The organism is Pseudarthrobacter sp. J47, assembly GCF_049810315.1.
In the GTDB taxonomy this organism is placed as follows: Bacteria; Actinomycetota; Actinomycetes; order Actinomycetales; family Micrococcaceae; genus Arthrobacter.
Map to the genome: position 1 here is coordinate 2,614,801 of NZ_CP187358.1, position 13,529 is coordinate 2,628,329.

Genomic DNA, 13,529 nt, shown 5'->3' on the forward strand with positions numbered 1-13,529 from the left:
ATGAGCAATGAGCCCCACCCCTCCGTCAGCCAGTCTTCCCGCGCCTACGGCTGCATGTTGGGAGGGGCACTGGGCGATGCCTTGTCCGCTCCGGGGCCCGCTCTCCGCATCGGCGGCACCACGCAGCTGGCCCTCTATTCGCTCGACGGGCTGCTGGACGCCCTTGAATGGGCCAACGCCGGTACGGGAGCTGACGTCAACGCCTGCATCTGGCTGGCGTATCTTCGCTGGTACCGTGCGCAGGAAGGTTCGCTGCCGCCGTCGGCCCCCGCTCCACAGCCCCGGTGGATTGACGGCCAGGAGATCCTGCAGCAGCGGGTGGCCCCTGACGCCGTATCCCTCAGCGGACTGACCACCGGAGAAATGGGGACGGCTTTCCGTCCCGTCAATCCGGAGGCAAAGGGCTCCGCCCCGGTGAGCCGTTCGGCAGCATTCGGGCTGGTCCCCCACCTCGAAGCCGTCACGGTGGCCAAAATCAGTTCGGATGCCGCATCGCTCACCCATGGGCACCCCGCGGCACGCCAGGCGGCAGGACTTTTTAGTACGCTCATTCACCACCTGGGTGCGGGAAACAGCCTCGAGGAGGCTGCGGCGAAAACCGTGGGTGCCGCCCGGGAAGCCGAAGAGACAGCACCGGAACTCATCGGGCGCCTGGACGCCGCAGTGCGGCTCGCCCCCGAACAGCTGCTGTCCCCTGAAAACCTGGCCGGAGAACTCGGGGACGGGCATGCCGCCGAAGAAGCCCTCGCCGTCGGGCTCTATGCTGTCCTGGCCACAGCGCCGGCCCACGATGCTGACCGCGGTGCTGGCGGCGATGAGAGCGGCCTTTCTCCGCAGGAGCATTTCCGTTCAGCAATGCAGGTTGCCACGGGCTATGGCAAGGCAGCTCCTGCTGTGGCCTCGATCGCCGGCAGCATCCTGGGCGCCCGGTACGGTGAAGAGTGCCTGCCCGGTGACTGGCTTGACCGGCTCGAAGAACGGAACACCATCCGCGCCCTGGTGGATCAGCTGCTGAAGGTTACCCTCGCCTGAGGCTGATGTTGTTGCAGGCTTCGCAGACGTCCTCCGGGATCCACCCGCGGCTCTGCAACAGTGCAAAGATCCGGCACCCGAGGCAGAATCCCGCAAACGCCTCCAGCGATGCCGCCACCACCAAAACCGCCACGAGGATCCATCCTGCCGGTGCCGCTCCGGCCGCCAGCAGCACGGCAGCAACGGTGGACAGCCCCGCGCCAATCCCCTGTGCAAAGCGCTTGGGCGGACCGGGGACCGGTTTTACCCTGCCCAGCCTAGGGGCAAGGACCTTCACTGAGAGCAGTGCCAGGGGCGAAATCCTGGGACCGAACAGGACGCGCAGCCAAAACCCGATTGCAATCAGGCCAACGCCCCAGCCAAATCCGGTGGCCATGCTGAACACGGCCACAGCAACCACCAGTCCTGCGGTAATGCGGGCCGCGTATTCGTTGACGGGGTTGGGGAAGGCGAAAAGCGTACGCAGGGTTGAGGGGCGGCTTCGCCCTGATGGCTGCGTGGTGGTGTTCGGTTCCGTGATGCCCATGCAGTCAGGGTAGGAGCGCAGGCGGCGCCGCAACAGTTTTATTGCGCCGCGTGAACATCTCCTCCCGGAAAACGCCGCCCCCGAAAATGCCGCAGCTAGGAAACAGGTTCCAGTGTTCCCGGGGCCCTGGACGCCATCTGGAGGAACTCGCCCTCGGACAGCACCTCCACGTGCTGGCCGCGGTCGTGCAGTTCCAGGACCCGGCGCGCCTTGCCCGTCATCCGCCCCGAGCGAAGGTCCGAAGCAACGAATCCGTCGCCCACCACCAATACAGTGGTACGGCCCGTGACCCTGCTCTCCGTGCGTGCACCGGCCTCGGCGGACAGCAACTTCGCCTCAGGCCGGCCAAGGCCCTTCAGCTGGCCGGTAAACACCACCGTCTGCCCGAACAGGGGATGCGCCGGATCAGCGGCAAGGTTGGGTTCCGGATTGGCACCTTCCTCCGGCCAGCCGCTGCGGACCGGATGCCCGACGGCGGACCCTCCACGGGTGCCGCCGCGCAGGGTGGCGAGCGTGGCCTTGGAGAGGGTATCGATGCCCGGATGGAACGCGGGCTGGCGCGGAATGTCCAGTCCCAGCGACAGGTACAGTTCACCGATGCTGTGCGCGCCGTTACGCGCGGCAATGTCGATCAGGATGCCCGCGCAGGCACGCGCGTCCTCTGCGGCGTCGTGGTGGTTGACCAGCGGAACACCGGCTTCCTCCGCAGCGAAAGGCAACGAGTTGGACACCAGGGAATAGCACCGCCGCGACAGCATCACCGTACAGACGTAGTCGTAGCCGGGGCCCGGCAACCCGGAGACTTCCAGGCCGGACCTGATCACGCCGAGGTCAAAGGCGGCGTTATGGGCAGCGAGGATGTCAGTCCCGATGAATCCGGCAATCTCTCCAAAGACGTCGCCGAACCGGGGCTTGTCTGCCACATGTTCGGGCGAAATCCCGTGGATGGCGATGTTCTGGCGTTCGAAGTGGTCGTGGCCGGCGGGCGGGCGCATCAGCCAGGACGCTTCCTCCACCACTTTGCCGCCGCGGACCTTGGTCAATCCCACCGAACACGGCGAGCCGCGAAATCCGTTCGCTGTTTCGAAGTCGATCGCCGTAAAGTCCAAAGCCACGGCTCCACCCTACCGCCGGCGCCGTGGCAGCCAGGCCACCTGATGCACGAAACGCCGGGCCCGAACTAGGGTGGCAACCATGGCAGACCAACAGCACCAGCCCACTGATCCCACCGGCCCCGAATTCGATCCGGACTCAGGCCTTGAGCAACCGGACGGCCTGCTGCAGGCCATGATCCAGCGCATCGAAGGCGAAATCCAGGCACTGCAGTTCCCGTCCTTCAACCAGGCCGATGCCCTGAACCTGGGCCTGATGCTTGTGAACTTCGGCACATCACGCAGCCTGCCCATCGCCATCGACATCCGACGCGAGGGGCACGTGCTTTTCCACGCTTCGCTGCCTGGAGCCACGCCGGACAACGAACTCTGGGTCGCGAAGAAGAGCCGGACCGCGGCCCGCTACTGCGAGCCGTCGCTGCTGGTTGGCCTGCGCGGACGCGTTGGCGGCGGCCGGGTTGAGGACAACCAGTGGTTTGACCAGTCCCGGTACGCAGCACATGGAGGAGCGTTCCCGCTGTATGTGAAGGGCACGGGCGCCGTAGCTACCGTGACGGTCTCCGGACTTCCACAGGTGGCCGACCACAAGCTGGTGGTGGAAGCTTTGGCGGCCTACCTGGAGCAGGCCGCCGGAACAGGGGCCGGATAAGGCGCCGGGCCCTGTCAAGTACCCTAGGAAGGTGAACTTTCCTGTGATGACTGACCTTGCCGTAGCCATGATCGGTGGTGCCGGACCCGTCCAGCCGCAGATGGCCTCGTTCCTTCCGGACTGGCTGAACCCGGATGTTTTCCTCCGCGATTCGCCTCTGGGCCCGTGGGTTGTCCTGCTGGTCTGCGCCATCGTTTTCGCCGAGACCGGCCTGTTGGTGGGGTTCTTCCTCCCCGGCGACTCCATGCTGTTCACGGCCGGCCTGCTGGTTTCCACCGGCGCCATCCAGTTCAACCTGTGGGCCATGTGCGGGCTGATCATCATCGCAGCCATCCTGGGCAACCAGACCGGTTACCTCATTGGCTCAAAGGCCGGGCCCGCAATCTTCAACAAGCCCGATTCCCGGCTGTTCAAGCGCGAAAACGTGGAAAGCGCCCATGCCTTCTTCGAGAAGCACGGCGGCAAGGCCCTGATCCTGGCCCGGTTTGTGCCAATCATCCGCACGTTCGTGCCGGTGATCGTCGGCGTCGCGCAGATGGATAAGAAAAAGTTCTTCCTCTACAACGTCATCGGAGCCCTGCTCTGGGGAGGGGGCGTGACACTGCTGGGCGCCTGGCTGGGCCAGTTCGCCTGGGTCGGAGACAACATCGACATCATCTTCATCGTGATCGTCCTGATCTCCGTCATGCCGATCGGCGTTGAGGTCCTGCGCGGTATGTCCGCCAAGCGCCAGGCCCAGGCCTACGGAACCGATGCAGTGGACGAGTTCATCGAAGAGCACCGGCCCGAAGAGGAGCACAAGACCCCGCGGGACATCTAGTCTCCCGCGAGGACCTCCGCGATGGCCGGCAGCAGGGCGCGGAACGCCTTGCCCCGGTGGCTGATGGCGTTCTTTTCCCCTGCGCTGAGCTCAGCGCAACTGCGTGATTCACCAGCGGGCTGCAGGATGGGATCGTAACCGAAGCCTCCCTCCCCGCGTGGTTCGCGCAGCAGGGTGCCTTCCAGCTGGCCGTATTCCACCACTTCCCTTCCACCGCCGTCGGCCTCCGTGCCCGGCACGGCGAGCGCAGCGGCGCAGACAAACGCCGCCTGCCGGTGGGCATCGGGAACGTCGGCCAGCTGCGCCAGCAGGAGCTGCAGGTTGGCCTCGTCATCGCCGTGGCGGCCGGACCAGCGGGCCGAGAAGATTCCCGGCGCTCCGCCCAGCACGTCAACGGCCAGGCCGGAATCGTCGGCAATGGCCGGCAGTCCCGTGGCTGCGGCAACAGCCCGCGCTTTCAGCAGTGAGTTCTCCGCAAACGTCACACCTGTCTCGACGACGTCCGGGGCACCCGCCGCGGCTGCATCAACCACCTGGGTGTCGACGTCGAGCCCGGGAACCTGCCCGCGCAGGAGCTCACGCAACTCGCGGAGCTTGCCCTGGTTGTGGGTGGCCAGGACCAGCCGCGGACCCGTGCCTGTCACAGCGAGTCCGCGAGCGTCTCGCGCTGGATGGCGGCAAGCTGGCTGGTGCCCAGCAGGGCCAGGTCCAGGAGCTGGTTGAGTTCGTCGCGGTCGAACGGTGCACCTTCGGCGGTTCCCTGGACCTCCACGAACTTCCCCGAACCCGTCACCACCACGTTCATGTCCGTCTCAGCGCGGACGTCCTCAACGTAGGGCAGGTCCAGCATGGGTACGCCGTCGATGATTCCGACGGACACAGCGGCGATGGTGTCCACCAGCGGCTGGGCGTTCCTGGAGATGAGCTTGTTGTCGCGGGCGAACCGGATGGCGTCGGCGAGCGCCACATAGGCGCCGGTGATCGCTGCGGTGCGGGTGCCGCCGTCGGCCTGCAGGACGTCACAGTCCAGGACGATGGTGTTCTCGCCCAAAGCCTTGGTATCGATGATGGAACGCAGCGAACGGCCGATCAGCCGGGAGATCTCGTGTGTGCGGCCGCCGATCTTGCCCTTGACGGACTCGCGGTCCGAGCGGGTGTTCGTGGCGCGCGGGAGCATTGCATATTCGGCCGTGACCCAGCCGCGGCCTTCGCCCTTGAGCCAGCGCGGCACGCCTGCGGTCAGGGACGCGGTGCACAGAACACGGGTATTGCCGAATTCGATCAGTGCGGATCCTTCGGCCTGCTTGGACCAGCCGCGGGTGATGCTGATGGGGCGGAGCTGGTCCGGGGTACGGCCGTCGGCGCGCGCCACAGGGGCGGTTGTTGCTTCAGAAGTCATGGCTCCAGCATATCCATGCCGGGGCGCTGTCCGGTGCCGGTTGCAGCGGCGTCAGACGGTGTAGTGGACCCCCGCCACCGCTATTGCCACGTCTCCGGCAAAGGCCGGCCGGGCCTCGGCCATGATGGTGGTCTGGGATGTCCAGACTGGAAGGTGTGTCAGGAGGAGCCGCTTTGCGCCGGCCGCGGTGGCGGCCTCAGCCGCACGCTTCCCTGTCAGGTGCACGTCCTTGACGGCATCGTCGCGGCCTTCCTCGAAAGCCGCCTCGCAAAGGAACAGGTCTGCTCCCCGAGCAGCGTCTTCGAGTCCCTGGCAGGAATCGGTATCGCCGGAATAGGTGAGGATCCTCGAGACGGGAATGCCGTCCTTGCCGGGCTCGGTGACCTCCACCCGCAGTGCATAGGCTTCCTCGACCGGGTGGTTCACCGCATAGGGCGTCACGGTGAAGGGACCCACCACAATGGGCTTGCGTTCGGCCCAGTTGGTGAAGTCGAATTCATCGTGCATGCCGGGATCCAGGTCCAGTCCATACGCAGTGGCCATACGGTCGGCGGTGGCTGCCGGCCCCCACACGGGAATGCGCCCTGCACCCCAGCCGCCCGGCTTCCAGCGGACGGCCACATGGAGCCCGCACAGGTCCATGCAGTGGTCAGGATGCAGGTGGGTCAGCAGGATGGCGTCGATGTCTTCAAGGTCCGTGTAACGCTGGATCGCGCCCAAGGCCCCGCTGCCCAGGTCCAGCACAATTTTCCAGGTGCGCTCGCCGTCCGTGGCAGTCAGCAGATAGCACGACGCCGGTGAACCGGGGCCGGGGAACGATCCCGTACAGCCCACAATGGTGAGTTTCACAGCCGTGGTCCCCCGCCCTGGCCCGCGGCCATCCTGGAGTTGCCCACGAAGTTGGACGTACGACGTCGGGCGGTTGCCTCTTGTGCCGCGGCGATCATCTCCGGAGTGATCCTTGCCAGGCTGCCGGTGGGGTACTGGGCGGCAACGTGGTCCACATGCTGCACGGACAGCACCTCCGGGCCCAGGAAGCGCCGGGCCAGTGCCTCGAATTGTCCGGCGTCCCCCGTGGCGATGAAGTGGTGTTCCGGCGGTTCCGGATCGCTGCGCTGGAGTCCGTTGTTGACCAGGGCGCGGTAGACGTCCTTGGCGGTTTCCTCCGCGCTGGAGACCAGCGTGACGTCCTCGCCCATAACGTAGGAAATGACGCCGGTGAGCAGCGGGTAGTGCGTGCACCCCAGGACCACGGTGTCCACACCGGCGTCCTTGAGCGGGGCCAGGTATTCCTGGGCCACGGCTAGCAGTTCCGGTCCGGTGGTGATTCCGGCCTCAACGTAGCTGACGAATTCAGGGCACGCCACGGAGGTGATCTGGAGGTCCGGGGCCGCGGCGAAGGTATCTTCATAGGCCCGGGATCCCACGGTTGCCGAGGTCCCAATCACGCCTACACGGCCCCGCCTGGTGGCAGCAACAGCCCGCCGCACCGCCGGCTGGATCACCTCGATTACCGGGATGCCGTACTGCGCCGTGTAGCGCTCCCGGGCGTCCCGCAAAACAGCCGCCGACGCCGAATTGCAGGCAATGGTGAGCAGCTTTACGCCCGAGTCCACAAGTTCGTCCATCACGCCCAGGGCGTTGGCCCGGACTTCCGCTATGGGCAGGGGACCGTACGGGCCGTGGGCGGTGTCGCCCACGTAGAGGATGGATTCGTGCGGCAGCTGGTCGATGATGGACCTCGCCACCGTCAGCCCGCCCACCCCGGAATCGAACACACCGATGGGACGGGAGGCCATACGTCCGCCGGAGCTGCGGCTGGACGCGGAGTCGGCCTGGCCTGCTGCCTGGGCTGCTGGATCCATATTCGAGGCTGTAGTCATTGTTATTCGAGGATAGGTCTTCCCGGCGGGTGCGGCCATCACATTGCGCCGCTGGTTCTGTCTCATTTGTCACACTGCCGGGAGGCAGCTGCCCGGGCGTGCGGGGTCAGCGCGGCGTATCCAGGGACTGGAGCATGGCCTGCACCAGCGATTCCTGCAGCCACGTGGTGAAGTTGTACACCAGCGCCAGGTAGCTGCCGACGTCCTCGGCCTGGGACCAGTCCTGCATCGAGTGGACGTGGCCGGCGTCTTCCTCGTCCCGGATGTCCAGTCGCTCGGCCAGTACCAGGCGGATGTCATTGAGCGCCATTGACCAGTGCCGCGCCGCTGTATCGCTGAGCAGGATTTCGTCCTTGTCCAGGTCCAGGGCCGCAGCCTTGAGCGCGCCGATCTTTGTCTCGCGCAGGGAGCGCTCCGTCAGCTGGCGGAATTCCAGCGAAGCGTCATCGTCGTCCCTGCTGACGTTCGGAAGCAGGCGGCGCAGGGCCGGGTCGGTGGGTTCCCGGACGTCCATGTCCAGCCCGATCAGCGCCGCCAGCGGATCCTGGTGCGCTTCCTCTTCCGGCTCCAGCATGGAGATGACGTCGGCGATCAGGCCGCGGACCAGTTCACGTTCTGCAGGTTCCAGGAAGCCCGTAATTCCCTTGACCCCGTATTTGAAAGCCTTAGCCACGGTTCCCTTTGCCTGTGCCGGAGTTGCCTTTGCCTTTGCCGGAGCCGCCGCCGGCCTTCTCCACCGTGGCCCACAGGCCAAAACCGTGCATGGCAACGGCGTGCTGTTCCACTTGTTCCTTGCTGCCATTGGCTACAACGGAGCGGCCCTTCTTGTGGACCTCCATCATGAGCTTGTTGGCCTTTCCTTCCGGGTACCCGAAGTAACTCTGGAAGACGTAGCTCACGTAACTCATCAGGTTCACGGGATCATTCCAGATCACCAGGTTCCAGGGAATGTCCGGGGCCGTGAGGGAAGAGGTGGATTCCTCAGCCCTGGTCCGGGTGCCCTCCTCTGTTTCAGGGTCGAGCGCAACGCTTAAGGTCATCTGTCCATTCTATGGCGACGCCGGGCCTGGCCAAGCTGGCTGCGCCTTGAGCGCAGCGAGACGCCCGACCGGTGGTGGGCCCACACCGGCGAGGGCCCCGCGTCGAGCGCAGCGAGACGTGGGAGCCGGTGGGGACTAGAGTGAATTTGTGAGTACAACAGCCGGCTGGGACCACCCACGCACGTCCCTGTATACCGACCACTACGAGCTGACCATGCTGCAGGCGGCGCTCCATTCCGGTGCCGCCCACCGCAGGTCGGTTTTTGAGGCCTTCGCGCGCCGCCTTCCGGACGGCCGCCGTTACGGGATTGTGGGCGGCACCGGGCGCCTGCTCGAAGGCCTGGCGCATTTCCGGTTCGGCAAGGCTGAGCTCGATTTCCTGGCGTCCACCAATGTGGTCAACAGGCAGACCCTGGATTTCCTCGCTGACTTCCGGTTCTCGGGAGACATCTGGGGCTACCCGGAGGGCGAGGCGTATTTCCCCAACTCGCCCATCCTGATCGTCGAATCGACCTTTGCCGAGGCGTGCATCCTTGAAACCTTCATCCTCTCGGTGCTGAACCACGACAGCGCCATCGCATCAGCTGCCTCCAGGATGATCAGCGCGGCCGGCAACAGGCCCTGCATCGAGATGGGTTCGCGCCGGACGCACGAGGAATCGGCCGTCGCTGCCGCCCGGGCCGCAGTCATCGCCGGCTTCGGCAGCACCTCCAACCTGGAGGCCGGCTTCCGGTACGGCCTCAAGACGGTCGGGACCGCGGCACACTCCTTTACGCTCCTGCATGACACGGAGCGCGATGCCTTCGAGGCACAGATTGCCTCCATGGGCGCCGGCACTTCTCTGCTGGTGGACACCTACGACGTCGAGACAGCCGTGCGGACCGCCGTCGAACTCGCCGGTGACAAACTTGGCGCAGTGCGCCTGGACTCCGGAGACCTCGTCGCGCAGGCCCAGTGGGTGCGCCAGCTGCTGGACAGCCTGGGCAACGAGAACACCAAGATTATGGTCACCTCGGACCTGGACGAGTTCGCCATCGCGGCCCTGCAGTCGGCCCCGGTTGATGCCTACGGTGTGGGCACGTCCCTGGTCACCGGTTCCGGTGCACCCACCGCCAGCATGGTCTACAAGCTGGTGAGCCGAGAGGACGACGCCGGCACTTTCGTTTCGGTGGCCAAGGCCGCCAAGAACAAGGCAAGCGTGGGCGGACGCAAGTACGCACTGCGCCGGCTGAACGAACGTGGCGTGGCCACCCACGAGATCGTGGGAATCGGCCAGCACCCGGACAACGACGGCAACGACAGGCCCCTCCTGCAGCAGTTTGTGAAGAACGGCGAACTCCTGCCGGGCTGGACCGGGCCGGAGGGCGTGGACCGGGCGCGCCGCCGCCACGCGGAATCCATGCGGGAACTGCCTGCGGTCGTCAACCGGCTGCAGCGCGGTGAAGCCGCCATCCCCACCATCTATGAGGAGGACTGATGTCCAGGGCACTGATCATCGTCGATGTCCAGAATGACTTCTGTGAGGGCGGCACCCTGCCGGTGTCCGGCGGTGCCGCGGTGGCGGGAGCCATCAGCGAGTACCTGGACCGCCATCAGTCGGAGTTCGACCACATCGTGGCCACCCAGGACTGGCACATCGATCCCGGAGCGCATTTCTCGGACGCGCCCGACTACGTGGACAGCTGGCCCCCGCACTGCGTCGCGGGCACCAGGGGCGCGGACCTTCACCCGGACCTCGATACCGAGTACATCCAGGCGTATTTCCGCAAGGGCCAGTACACGGCCGCCTACTCCGGCTTTGAAGGACTCCTGGCTCCGGAAGATGCCGTGCCGGCAGGCGAGCGGCCCGCGGGCACGTTGTCCGCATCCTCGGCAGCCTCGGTATCGGCAGAAGACCTCGAGGACGCAATCGGCCTGGATGACTGGCTGCAGAGCCACGACGTCGAGGATGTTGTGGTGGTGGGGCTGGCCACTGATTACTGCGTGATGTCTACGGCGTTGGATGCCGTACAAGCCGGGTATGGGGTCACGGTGGTGCGCCATCTCACTGCCAGCATCGCCGAGGACCCTTCCGATGCCTTCGCCGAGATGGAACTGGGCGGCGTCGAACTCGCCTGACGCCGCGTTCGACGCCCGCACTGCCTGCGGCAGACCCTTAGCTCCGGCCGATAAACCAGTCCTGGAGCTTGCGCAGCCGCTTCTGCAGCTGTTCTTCGTTCGCCTGGGCCACCGGCGGTCCACCACAGATGGTCCGCAACTTGGTGTGCACCACGCCATGGGGAGTTCCCGTGCGGGCAGACCAGGCGGCAACGTTCTTCGCCAGCTCGTTGCGCAGGTCCATCAGCATGCGGTGATCCGGGATGGCGGCTGCAGGCTCCTGGGCAGGAGCCTTGCCCTTGCGTCGGTTGAGCTGTTCGTGCTGGCGCTGGCGCAGGAGCGTGCCCACCTGCTCTGCGTCCAGCAGGCCCGGGATGCCCAGGAAGTCCAGCTCCTCTTCGGAACCCACCTCTCCCCCGGTGCCGAACTCGCCGCCGTCGAACAGGACGCGGTCGAAGGAGGCCTGCGAATCCAGGGCTTCGAACTTGCCCTTGGTCAGCGAGTCCGAGGCCTTGTCCTCGCTGTTGGCCTCGGCCATCAACGAATCCTCGGGGGTGAAGAGGCCGTCGTCGTCCTTCTCCGGCCGGTCCAGCGCATGGTCGCGTTCGGCCTCCATGGAGTTGGCCAGGGCCATAAGCTGCGGAACCGATGGCAGGAATACCGACGCCGTTTCACCGCGCTTGCGGGCACGCACAAAACGGCCCACCGCCTGGGCGAAGAACAACGGCGTGGAGGTGGACGTGGCGTACACGCCCACGGATAGCCGCGGCACGTCAACGCCTTCTGACACCATGCGGACCGCCACCATCCAGCGTTTGTCGCTGGCAGTGAACTCCTCGATCTTGCTGGAAGCCTTGGCGTCGTCGGAGAGGATCACCGTGGGTGACTCGCCCGTGATGCGCTTCAGCTGCCCGGCGTAGGCGCGGGCGTCTTCATGGTCCGTGGCGATCACCAGGCCACCGGCATCCGGAACACTCCGGCGCACTTCGCTCAGCCTCTTGTCCGCGCCGGCCAGCACGGCAGGGATCCACTCGCCGGTGGGGTTAAGGGCGGTTCGCCAGGCCTGGGAGGTGATGTCCTTGGTCACCGCGGCCTCGCCCAGTGACGCCGCCATTTCCTCGCCGGCACTGGTGCGCCACCGCATCTGGCCCGAGTAGGCCATAAACATCACCGGGCGGACCACGTGGTCCCGCAGGGCGTTTCCGTAGCCGTAGGTGTAATCGGCCTTGGACCGCCGGATGCCGTCCCGGTCCTCCACATAGTCCACAAAGGGAATGGGCGAGGTGTCCGACCGGAAGGGCGTACCCGTCAGCGCGAGCCGACGGATGGCGGGATCAAAAGCCTCGCGGAGCCCGTCGCCCCAGGAGAGGGCCTCGCCGCCGTGGTGGATCTCATCAAGGATCACCAGGGTGCGGGCTGCCTCCGTCTTGGCCCTGTGCAGCAACGGCTTGCTGGCTACCTGGGCATACGTCAGCGCGACGCCGATGAAGCCGCGGCCGTGCTGGCCGTCGGCATTCTTGAAGTTGGGATCAATGGCGATACCCACCCTGGCAGCCGCGTCAGCCCACTGCCGCTTGAGGTGGTCAGTGGGTGCCACGATTGTGACCCGGTTGACAGTTCCGGCTTCCAGGAGCATGGAGGCTACCCGGAGCGCAAAGGTGGTTTTACCGGCTCCGGGGGTAGCTACGGCCAGGAAGTCCCGGGCATTACGGCTGAAGTAGAGGTCAAGCGCTTCCTGCTGCCAGGCACGCAGTTTCTGGGCGGTGCCCCACGCTGCCCGTTCCGGATACGCCGGGGGAAGCGCGGGACCGCCAAAGAGAGTGTCCGCCACTAGTTCTTGTTGCCCGAATCTCCTGAACCGCTGCCGCCGTCCTTGCCGGGGCGAAGGCCGTCATAGACTTCCTTGCATTCCGGGCAGACGGGGAACTTTTTTGGATCCCGGCCCGGGGTCCAGACTTTGCCGCACAGAGCGATCACGGGATCTCCGGTCATGGCCGATTCCATGATCTTTTCCTTGCGGACGTAGTGCGAGAAGCGTTCGCGGTCTCCCGGCTCTACTTCCTGGCGCAGTTCCTCGCGCTCGATGGTTGCCGTGGACGTGCCGGCTCCGGAAAGCTCGCGCATGGGGTCATTTTCAAGAGGGTCCGTCATGCTGGTCATGCCTTCCATCTTAGCCGCTCGGCTTAGAGCCCCTGCCAGTCGGGCTTGTTGTCATACGTGTGCCGGTAGTAGTCCGCCAGCCGCAGCGATGACGCCGCTGCCTCGTCGATCAGAATGGTGGCGTGCGGGTGCAGTTGCAGGATCGAGGCCGCACAGATCGCTGCCACAGGCCCTTCCACGAAGTCCCGGACAGCCTGTGCCTTCTGGGCGCCCGTGGCAACCAGGACCACATGCCTCGCATCCATGATGGTTCCCAGGCCCTGGGTGACCACGTGGTGTGGAACCTCGGCAATGCTGTTGAAGAACCGTGCGTTGTCGCGGCGGGTCTGTTCGATCAGCGTCTTGATGCGGGTGCGTGACGCCAGCGACGATCCGGGCTCGTTGAATCCGATGTGCCCGTCCGTCCCCACGCCCAGGATCTGCAGGTCCACGCCCCCGAGTTCCCTGATGGCGTCCTCATAGGCCTGGCAGGCCGCCGGGATGTCCGCAGCCGTGCCGTCGGGGCCGTGGACATTCTCCGGCGCGATATTGACGCGGTTGGTGAACTCCCGGCGGATCACTTCGCGGTAGGACTCCGGGTGCCCGGGCGGCAGGCCCACGTATTCGTCCAGCGCGAATCCGTGGGCCTGGCTGAAGTCCAGCCCGTCCCGTTCGTGTCGCAGCGCCAGTTCGTCGTAGATGGGCAGCGGCGAGGATCCCGTTGCCAGCCCCAGCACGGCATTGGGCTTGCGGCGGATGAGCGCCTCGATGGCATCAGCGGCAAGCCGCCCGATCTGTTTGCTGCCGGGCAGGATGACAACCTCCACCGTTC

At 65.9% G+C, this 13,529-nt stretch carries 16 protein-coding genes; 5 read left to right on the forward strand and 11 right to left on the reverse strand.

Translation table 11 applies throughout. The features are described from left to right. The gene (locus ACPJW8_RS11945; RefSeq protein ID WP_330187774.1) at window positions 1-1,032 is read left to right on the forward strand and encodes an ADP-ribosylglycohydrolase family protein; all 1,032 of its coding nucleotides are present in this window, start codon (window positions 1-3) and stop codon (window positions 1,030-1,032) included. On the opposite strand, the gene ACPJW8_RS11950 is transcribed toward ACPJW8_RS11945, so the two are convergent. Together ACPJW8_RS11950 and ACPJW8_RS11955 are read right to left on the reverse strand one after the other, a co-directional pair. Beyond that, the gene (locus ACPJW8_RS11950; protein ID WP_330187773.1) at window positions 1,019-1,558 is read right to left on the reverse strand and encodes a DUF4395 domain-containing protein; all 540 of its coding nucleotides are present in this window, start codon (window positions 1,556-1,558) and stop codon (window positions 1,019-1,021) included. The two genes, ACPJW8_RS11945 and ACPJW8_RS11950, sit on opposite strands and share 14 nt — an antisense overlap. A 95-nt stretch (window positions 1,559-1,653) precedes the next feature. Then, window positions 1,654-2,673: an exonuclease domain-containing protein gene (locus tag ACPJW8_RS11955; RefSeq protein ID WP_330187772.1), complete on the reverse strand. Its 1,020-nt coding sequence runs from the start codon at window positions 2,671-2,673 to the stop codon at window positions 1,654-1,656. A 79-nt stretch (window positions 2,674-2,752) separates the two neighbouring features. On the opposite strand from ACPJW8_RS11955, the gene ACPJW8_RS11960 reads away from it, so the two are divergent. Next, the gene (locus tag ACPJW8_RS11960; protein ID WP_330187771.1) at window positions 2,753-3,319 is read left to right on the forward strand and encodes a heme-degrading domain-containing protein; all 567 of its coding nucleotides are present in this window, start codon (window positions 2,753-2,755) and stop codon (window positions 3,317-3,319) included. A gap of 46 nt (window positions 3,320-3,365) precedes the next feature. After that, window positions 3,366-4,139 carry a DedA family protein gene (locus tag ACPJW8_RS11965; RefSeq protein WP_330187770.1) on the forward strand — a complete coding sequence of 258 codons (774 nt, stop codon included), beginning with the start codon at window positions 3,366-3,368 and terminating at the stop codon, window positions 4,137-4,139. On the opposite strand, the gene rdgB is transcribed toward ACPJW8_RS11965, so the two are convergent. The 6 genes from rdgB to clpS form a co-directional block, all read right to left on the reverse strand. Beyond that, on the reverse strand, window positions 4,136-4,783 hold the full coding sequence (gene rdgB / locus ACPJW8_RS11970) for an RdgB/HAM1 family non-canonical purine NTP pyrophosphatase (protein ID WP_330187769.1): 648 nt from the start codon (window positions 4,781-4,783) through the stop codon (window positions 4,136-4,138). The genes ACPJW8_RS11965 and rdgB overlap by 4 nt on opposite strands. After that, on the reverse strand, window positions 4,780-5,538 hold the full coding sequence (gene rph / locus ACPJW8_RS11975; protein ID WP_330187768.1) for a ribonuclease PH: 759 nt from the start codon (window positions 5,536-5,538) through the stop codon (window positions 4,780-4,782). The genes rdgB and rph overlap by 4 nt, the downstream gene beginning before the upstream one ends. Before the next feature lie 51 nt (window positions 5,539-5,589). Then, on the reverse strand, window positions 5,590-6,387 hold the full coding sequence (locus ACPJW8_RS11980; protein WP_330187767.1) for an MBL fold metallo-hydrolase: 798 nt from the start codon (window positions 6,385-6,387) through the stop codon (window positions 5,590-5,592). After that, the gene (gene murI / locus ACPJW8_RS11985; protein WP_425256341.1) at window positions 6,384-7,403 is read right to left on the reverse strand and encodes a glutamate racemase; all 1,020 of its coding nucleotides are present in this window, start codon (window positions 7,401-7,403) and stop codon (window positions 6,384-6,386) included. The genes ACPJW8_RS11980 and murI overlap by 4 nt, the downstream gene beginning before the upstream one ends. 124 nt (window positions 7,404-7,527) lie before the next feature. Next, complete coding sequence (locus ACPJW8_RS11990; protein WP_330187766.1) at window positions 7,528-8,094, reverse strand: DUF2017 domain-containing protein; 567 nt, start codon at window positions 8,092-8,094, stop codon at window positions 7,528-7,530. Beyond that, entirely contained in the window at window positions 8,087-8,461 is a 375-nt protein-coding gene (gene clpS, locus ACPJW8_RS11995; protein ID WP_330187765.1) for an ATP-dependent Clp protease adapter ClpS, read from the reverse strand. Before clpS ends, ACPJW8_RS11990 begins: the two co-directional genes overlap by 8 nt. A gap of 148 nt (window positions 8,462-8,609) precedes the next feature. Here clpS and ACPJW8_RS12000 point away from each other — a divergent pair, with 148 nt between their 5' ends. Beyond that, the gene (locus tag ACPJW8_RS12000) at window positions 8,610-9,938 is read left to right on the forward strand and encodes a nicotinate phosphoribosyltransferase (protein ID WP_330187764.1); all 1,329 of its coding nucleotides are present in this window, start codon (window positions 8,610-8,612) and stop codon (window positions 9,936-9,938) included. After that, window positions 9,938-10,579 (forward strand): isochorismatase family protein, encoded by a 642-nt coding sequence (locus ACPJW8_RS12005; protein ID WP_330187763.1) that lies wholly within the window; start codon window positions 9,938-9,940, stop codon window positions 10,577-10,579. The genes ACPJW8_RS12000 and ACPJW8_RS12005 overlap by 1 nt, the downstream gene beginning before the upstream one ends. A gap of 37 nt (window positions 10,580-10,616) precedes the next feature. Here the strand turns inward: ACPJW8_RS12005 and ACPJW8_RS12010 are convergent, their stop codons facing one another. From ACPJW8_RS12010 to nagB, 3 genes are read right to left on the reverse strand one after another with little or no spacing between them, the layout of a single operon-like run. Then, on the reverse strand, window positions 10,617-12,389 hold the full coding sequence (locus ACPJW8_RS12010) for a DEAD/DEAH box helicase (RefSeq protein ID WP_330187762.1): 1,773 nt from the start codon (window positions 12,387-12,389) through the stop codon (window positions 10,617-10,619). Next, window positions 12,389-12,727: a DUF3039 domain-containing protein gene (locus tag ACPJW8_RS12015; protein WP_330187761.1), complete on the reverse strand. Its 339-nt coding sequence runs from the start codon at window positions 12,725-12,727 to the stop codon at window positions 12,389-12,391. Before ACPJW8_RS12015 ends, ACPJW8_RS12010 begins: the two co-directional genes overlap by 1 nt. Window positions 12,728-12,741: 14 nt before the next feature. After that, window positions 12,742-13,524, reverse strand: coding sequence for a glucosamine-6-phosphate deaminase (gene nagB / locus ACPJW8_RS12020; RefSeq protein ID WP_330187760.1), 783 nt, complete (start codon window positions 13,522-13,524; stop codon window positions 12,742-12,744). Window positions 13,525-13,529: the final 5 nt, after the last annotated feature.

Bases quoted from the DNA above. Each gene is read 5' to 3' on its own strand.
- ACPJW8_RS11945 (WP_330187774.1), top strand. From the start codon at position 1: ATGAGCAATGAGCCCCACCCCTCCGTCAGCCAGTCTTCCCGCGCCTAC.
- ACPJW8_RS11950 (WP_330187773.1), bottom strand. From the start codon at position 1,558: ATGGGCATCACGGAACCGAACACCACCACGCAGCCATCAGGGCGAAGC.
- ACPJW8_RS11960 (WP_330187771.1), top strand. From the start codon at position 2,753: ATGGCAGACCAACAGCACCAGCCCACTGATCCCACCGGCCCCGAATTC.
- ACPJW8_RS11965 (WP_330187770.1), top strand. From the start codon at position 3,366: ATGACTGACCTTGCCGTAGCCATGATCGGTGGTGCCGGACCCGTCCAG.
- rph (WP_330187768.1), bottom strand. From the start codon at position 5,538: ATGACTTCTGAAGCAACAACCGCCCCTGTGGCGCGCGCCGACGGCCGT.
- murI (WP_425256341.1), bottom strand. From the start codon at position 7,403: ATGGATCCAGCAGCCCAGGCAGCAGGCCAGGCCGACTCCGCGTCCAGC.
- clpS (WP_330187765.1), bottom strand. From the start codon at position 8,461: ATGACCTTAAGCGTTGCGCTCGACCCTGAAACAGAGGAGGGCACCCGG.
- ACPJW8_RS12005 (WP_330187763.1), top strand. From the start codon at position 9,938: ATGTCCAGGGCACTGATCATCGTCGATGTCCAGAATGACTTCTGTGAG.
- ACPJW8_RS12015 (WP_330187761.1), bottom strand. From the start codon at position 12,727: ATGGAAGGCATGACCAGCATGACGGACCCTCTTGAAAATGACCCCATG.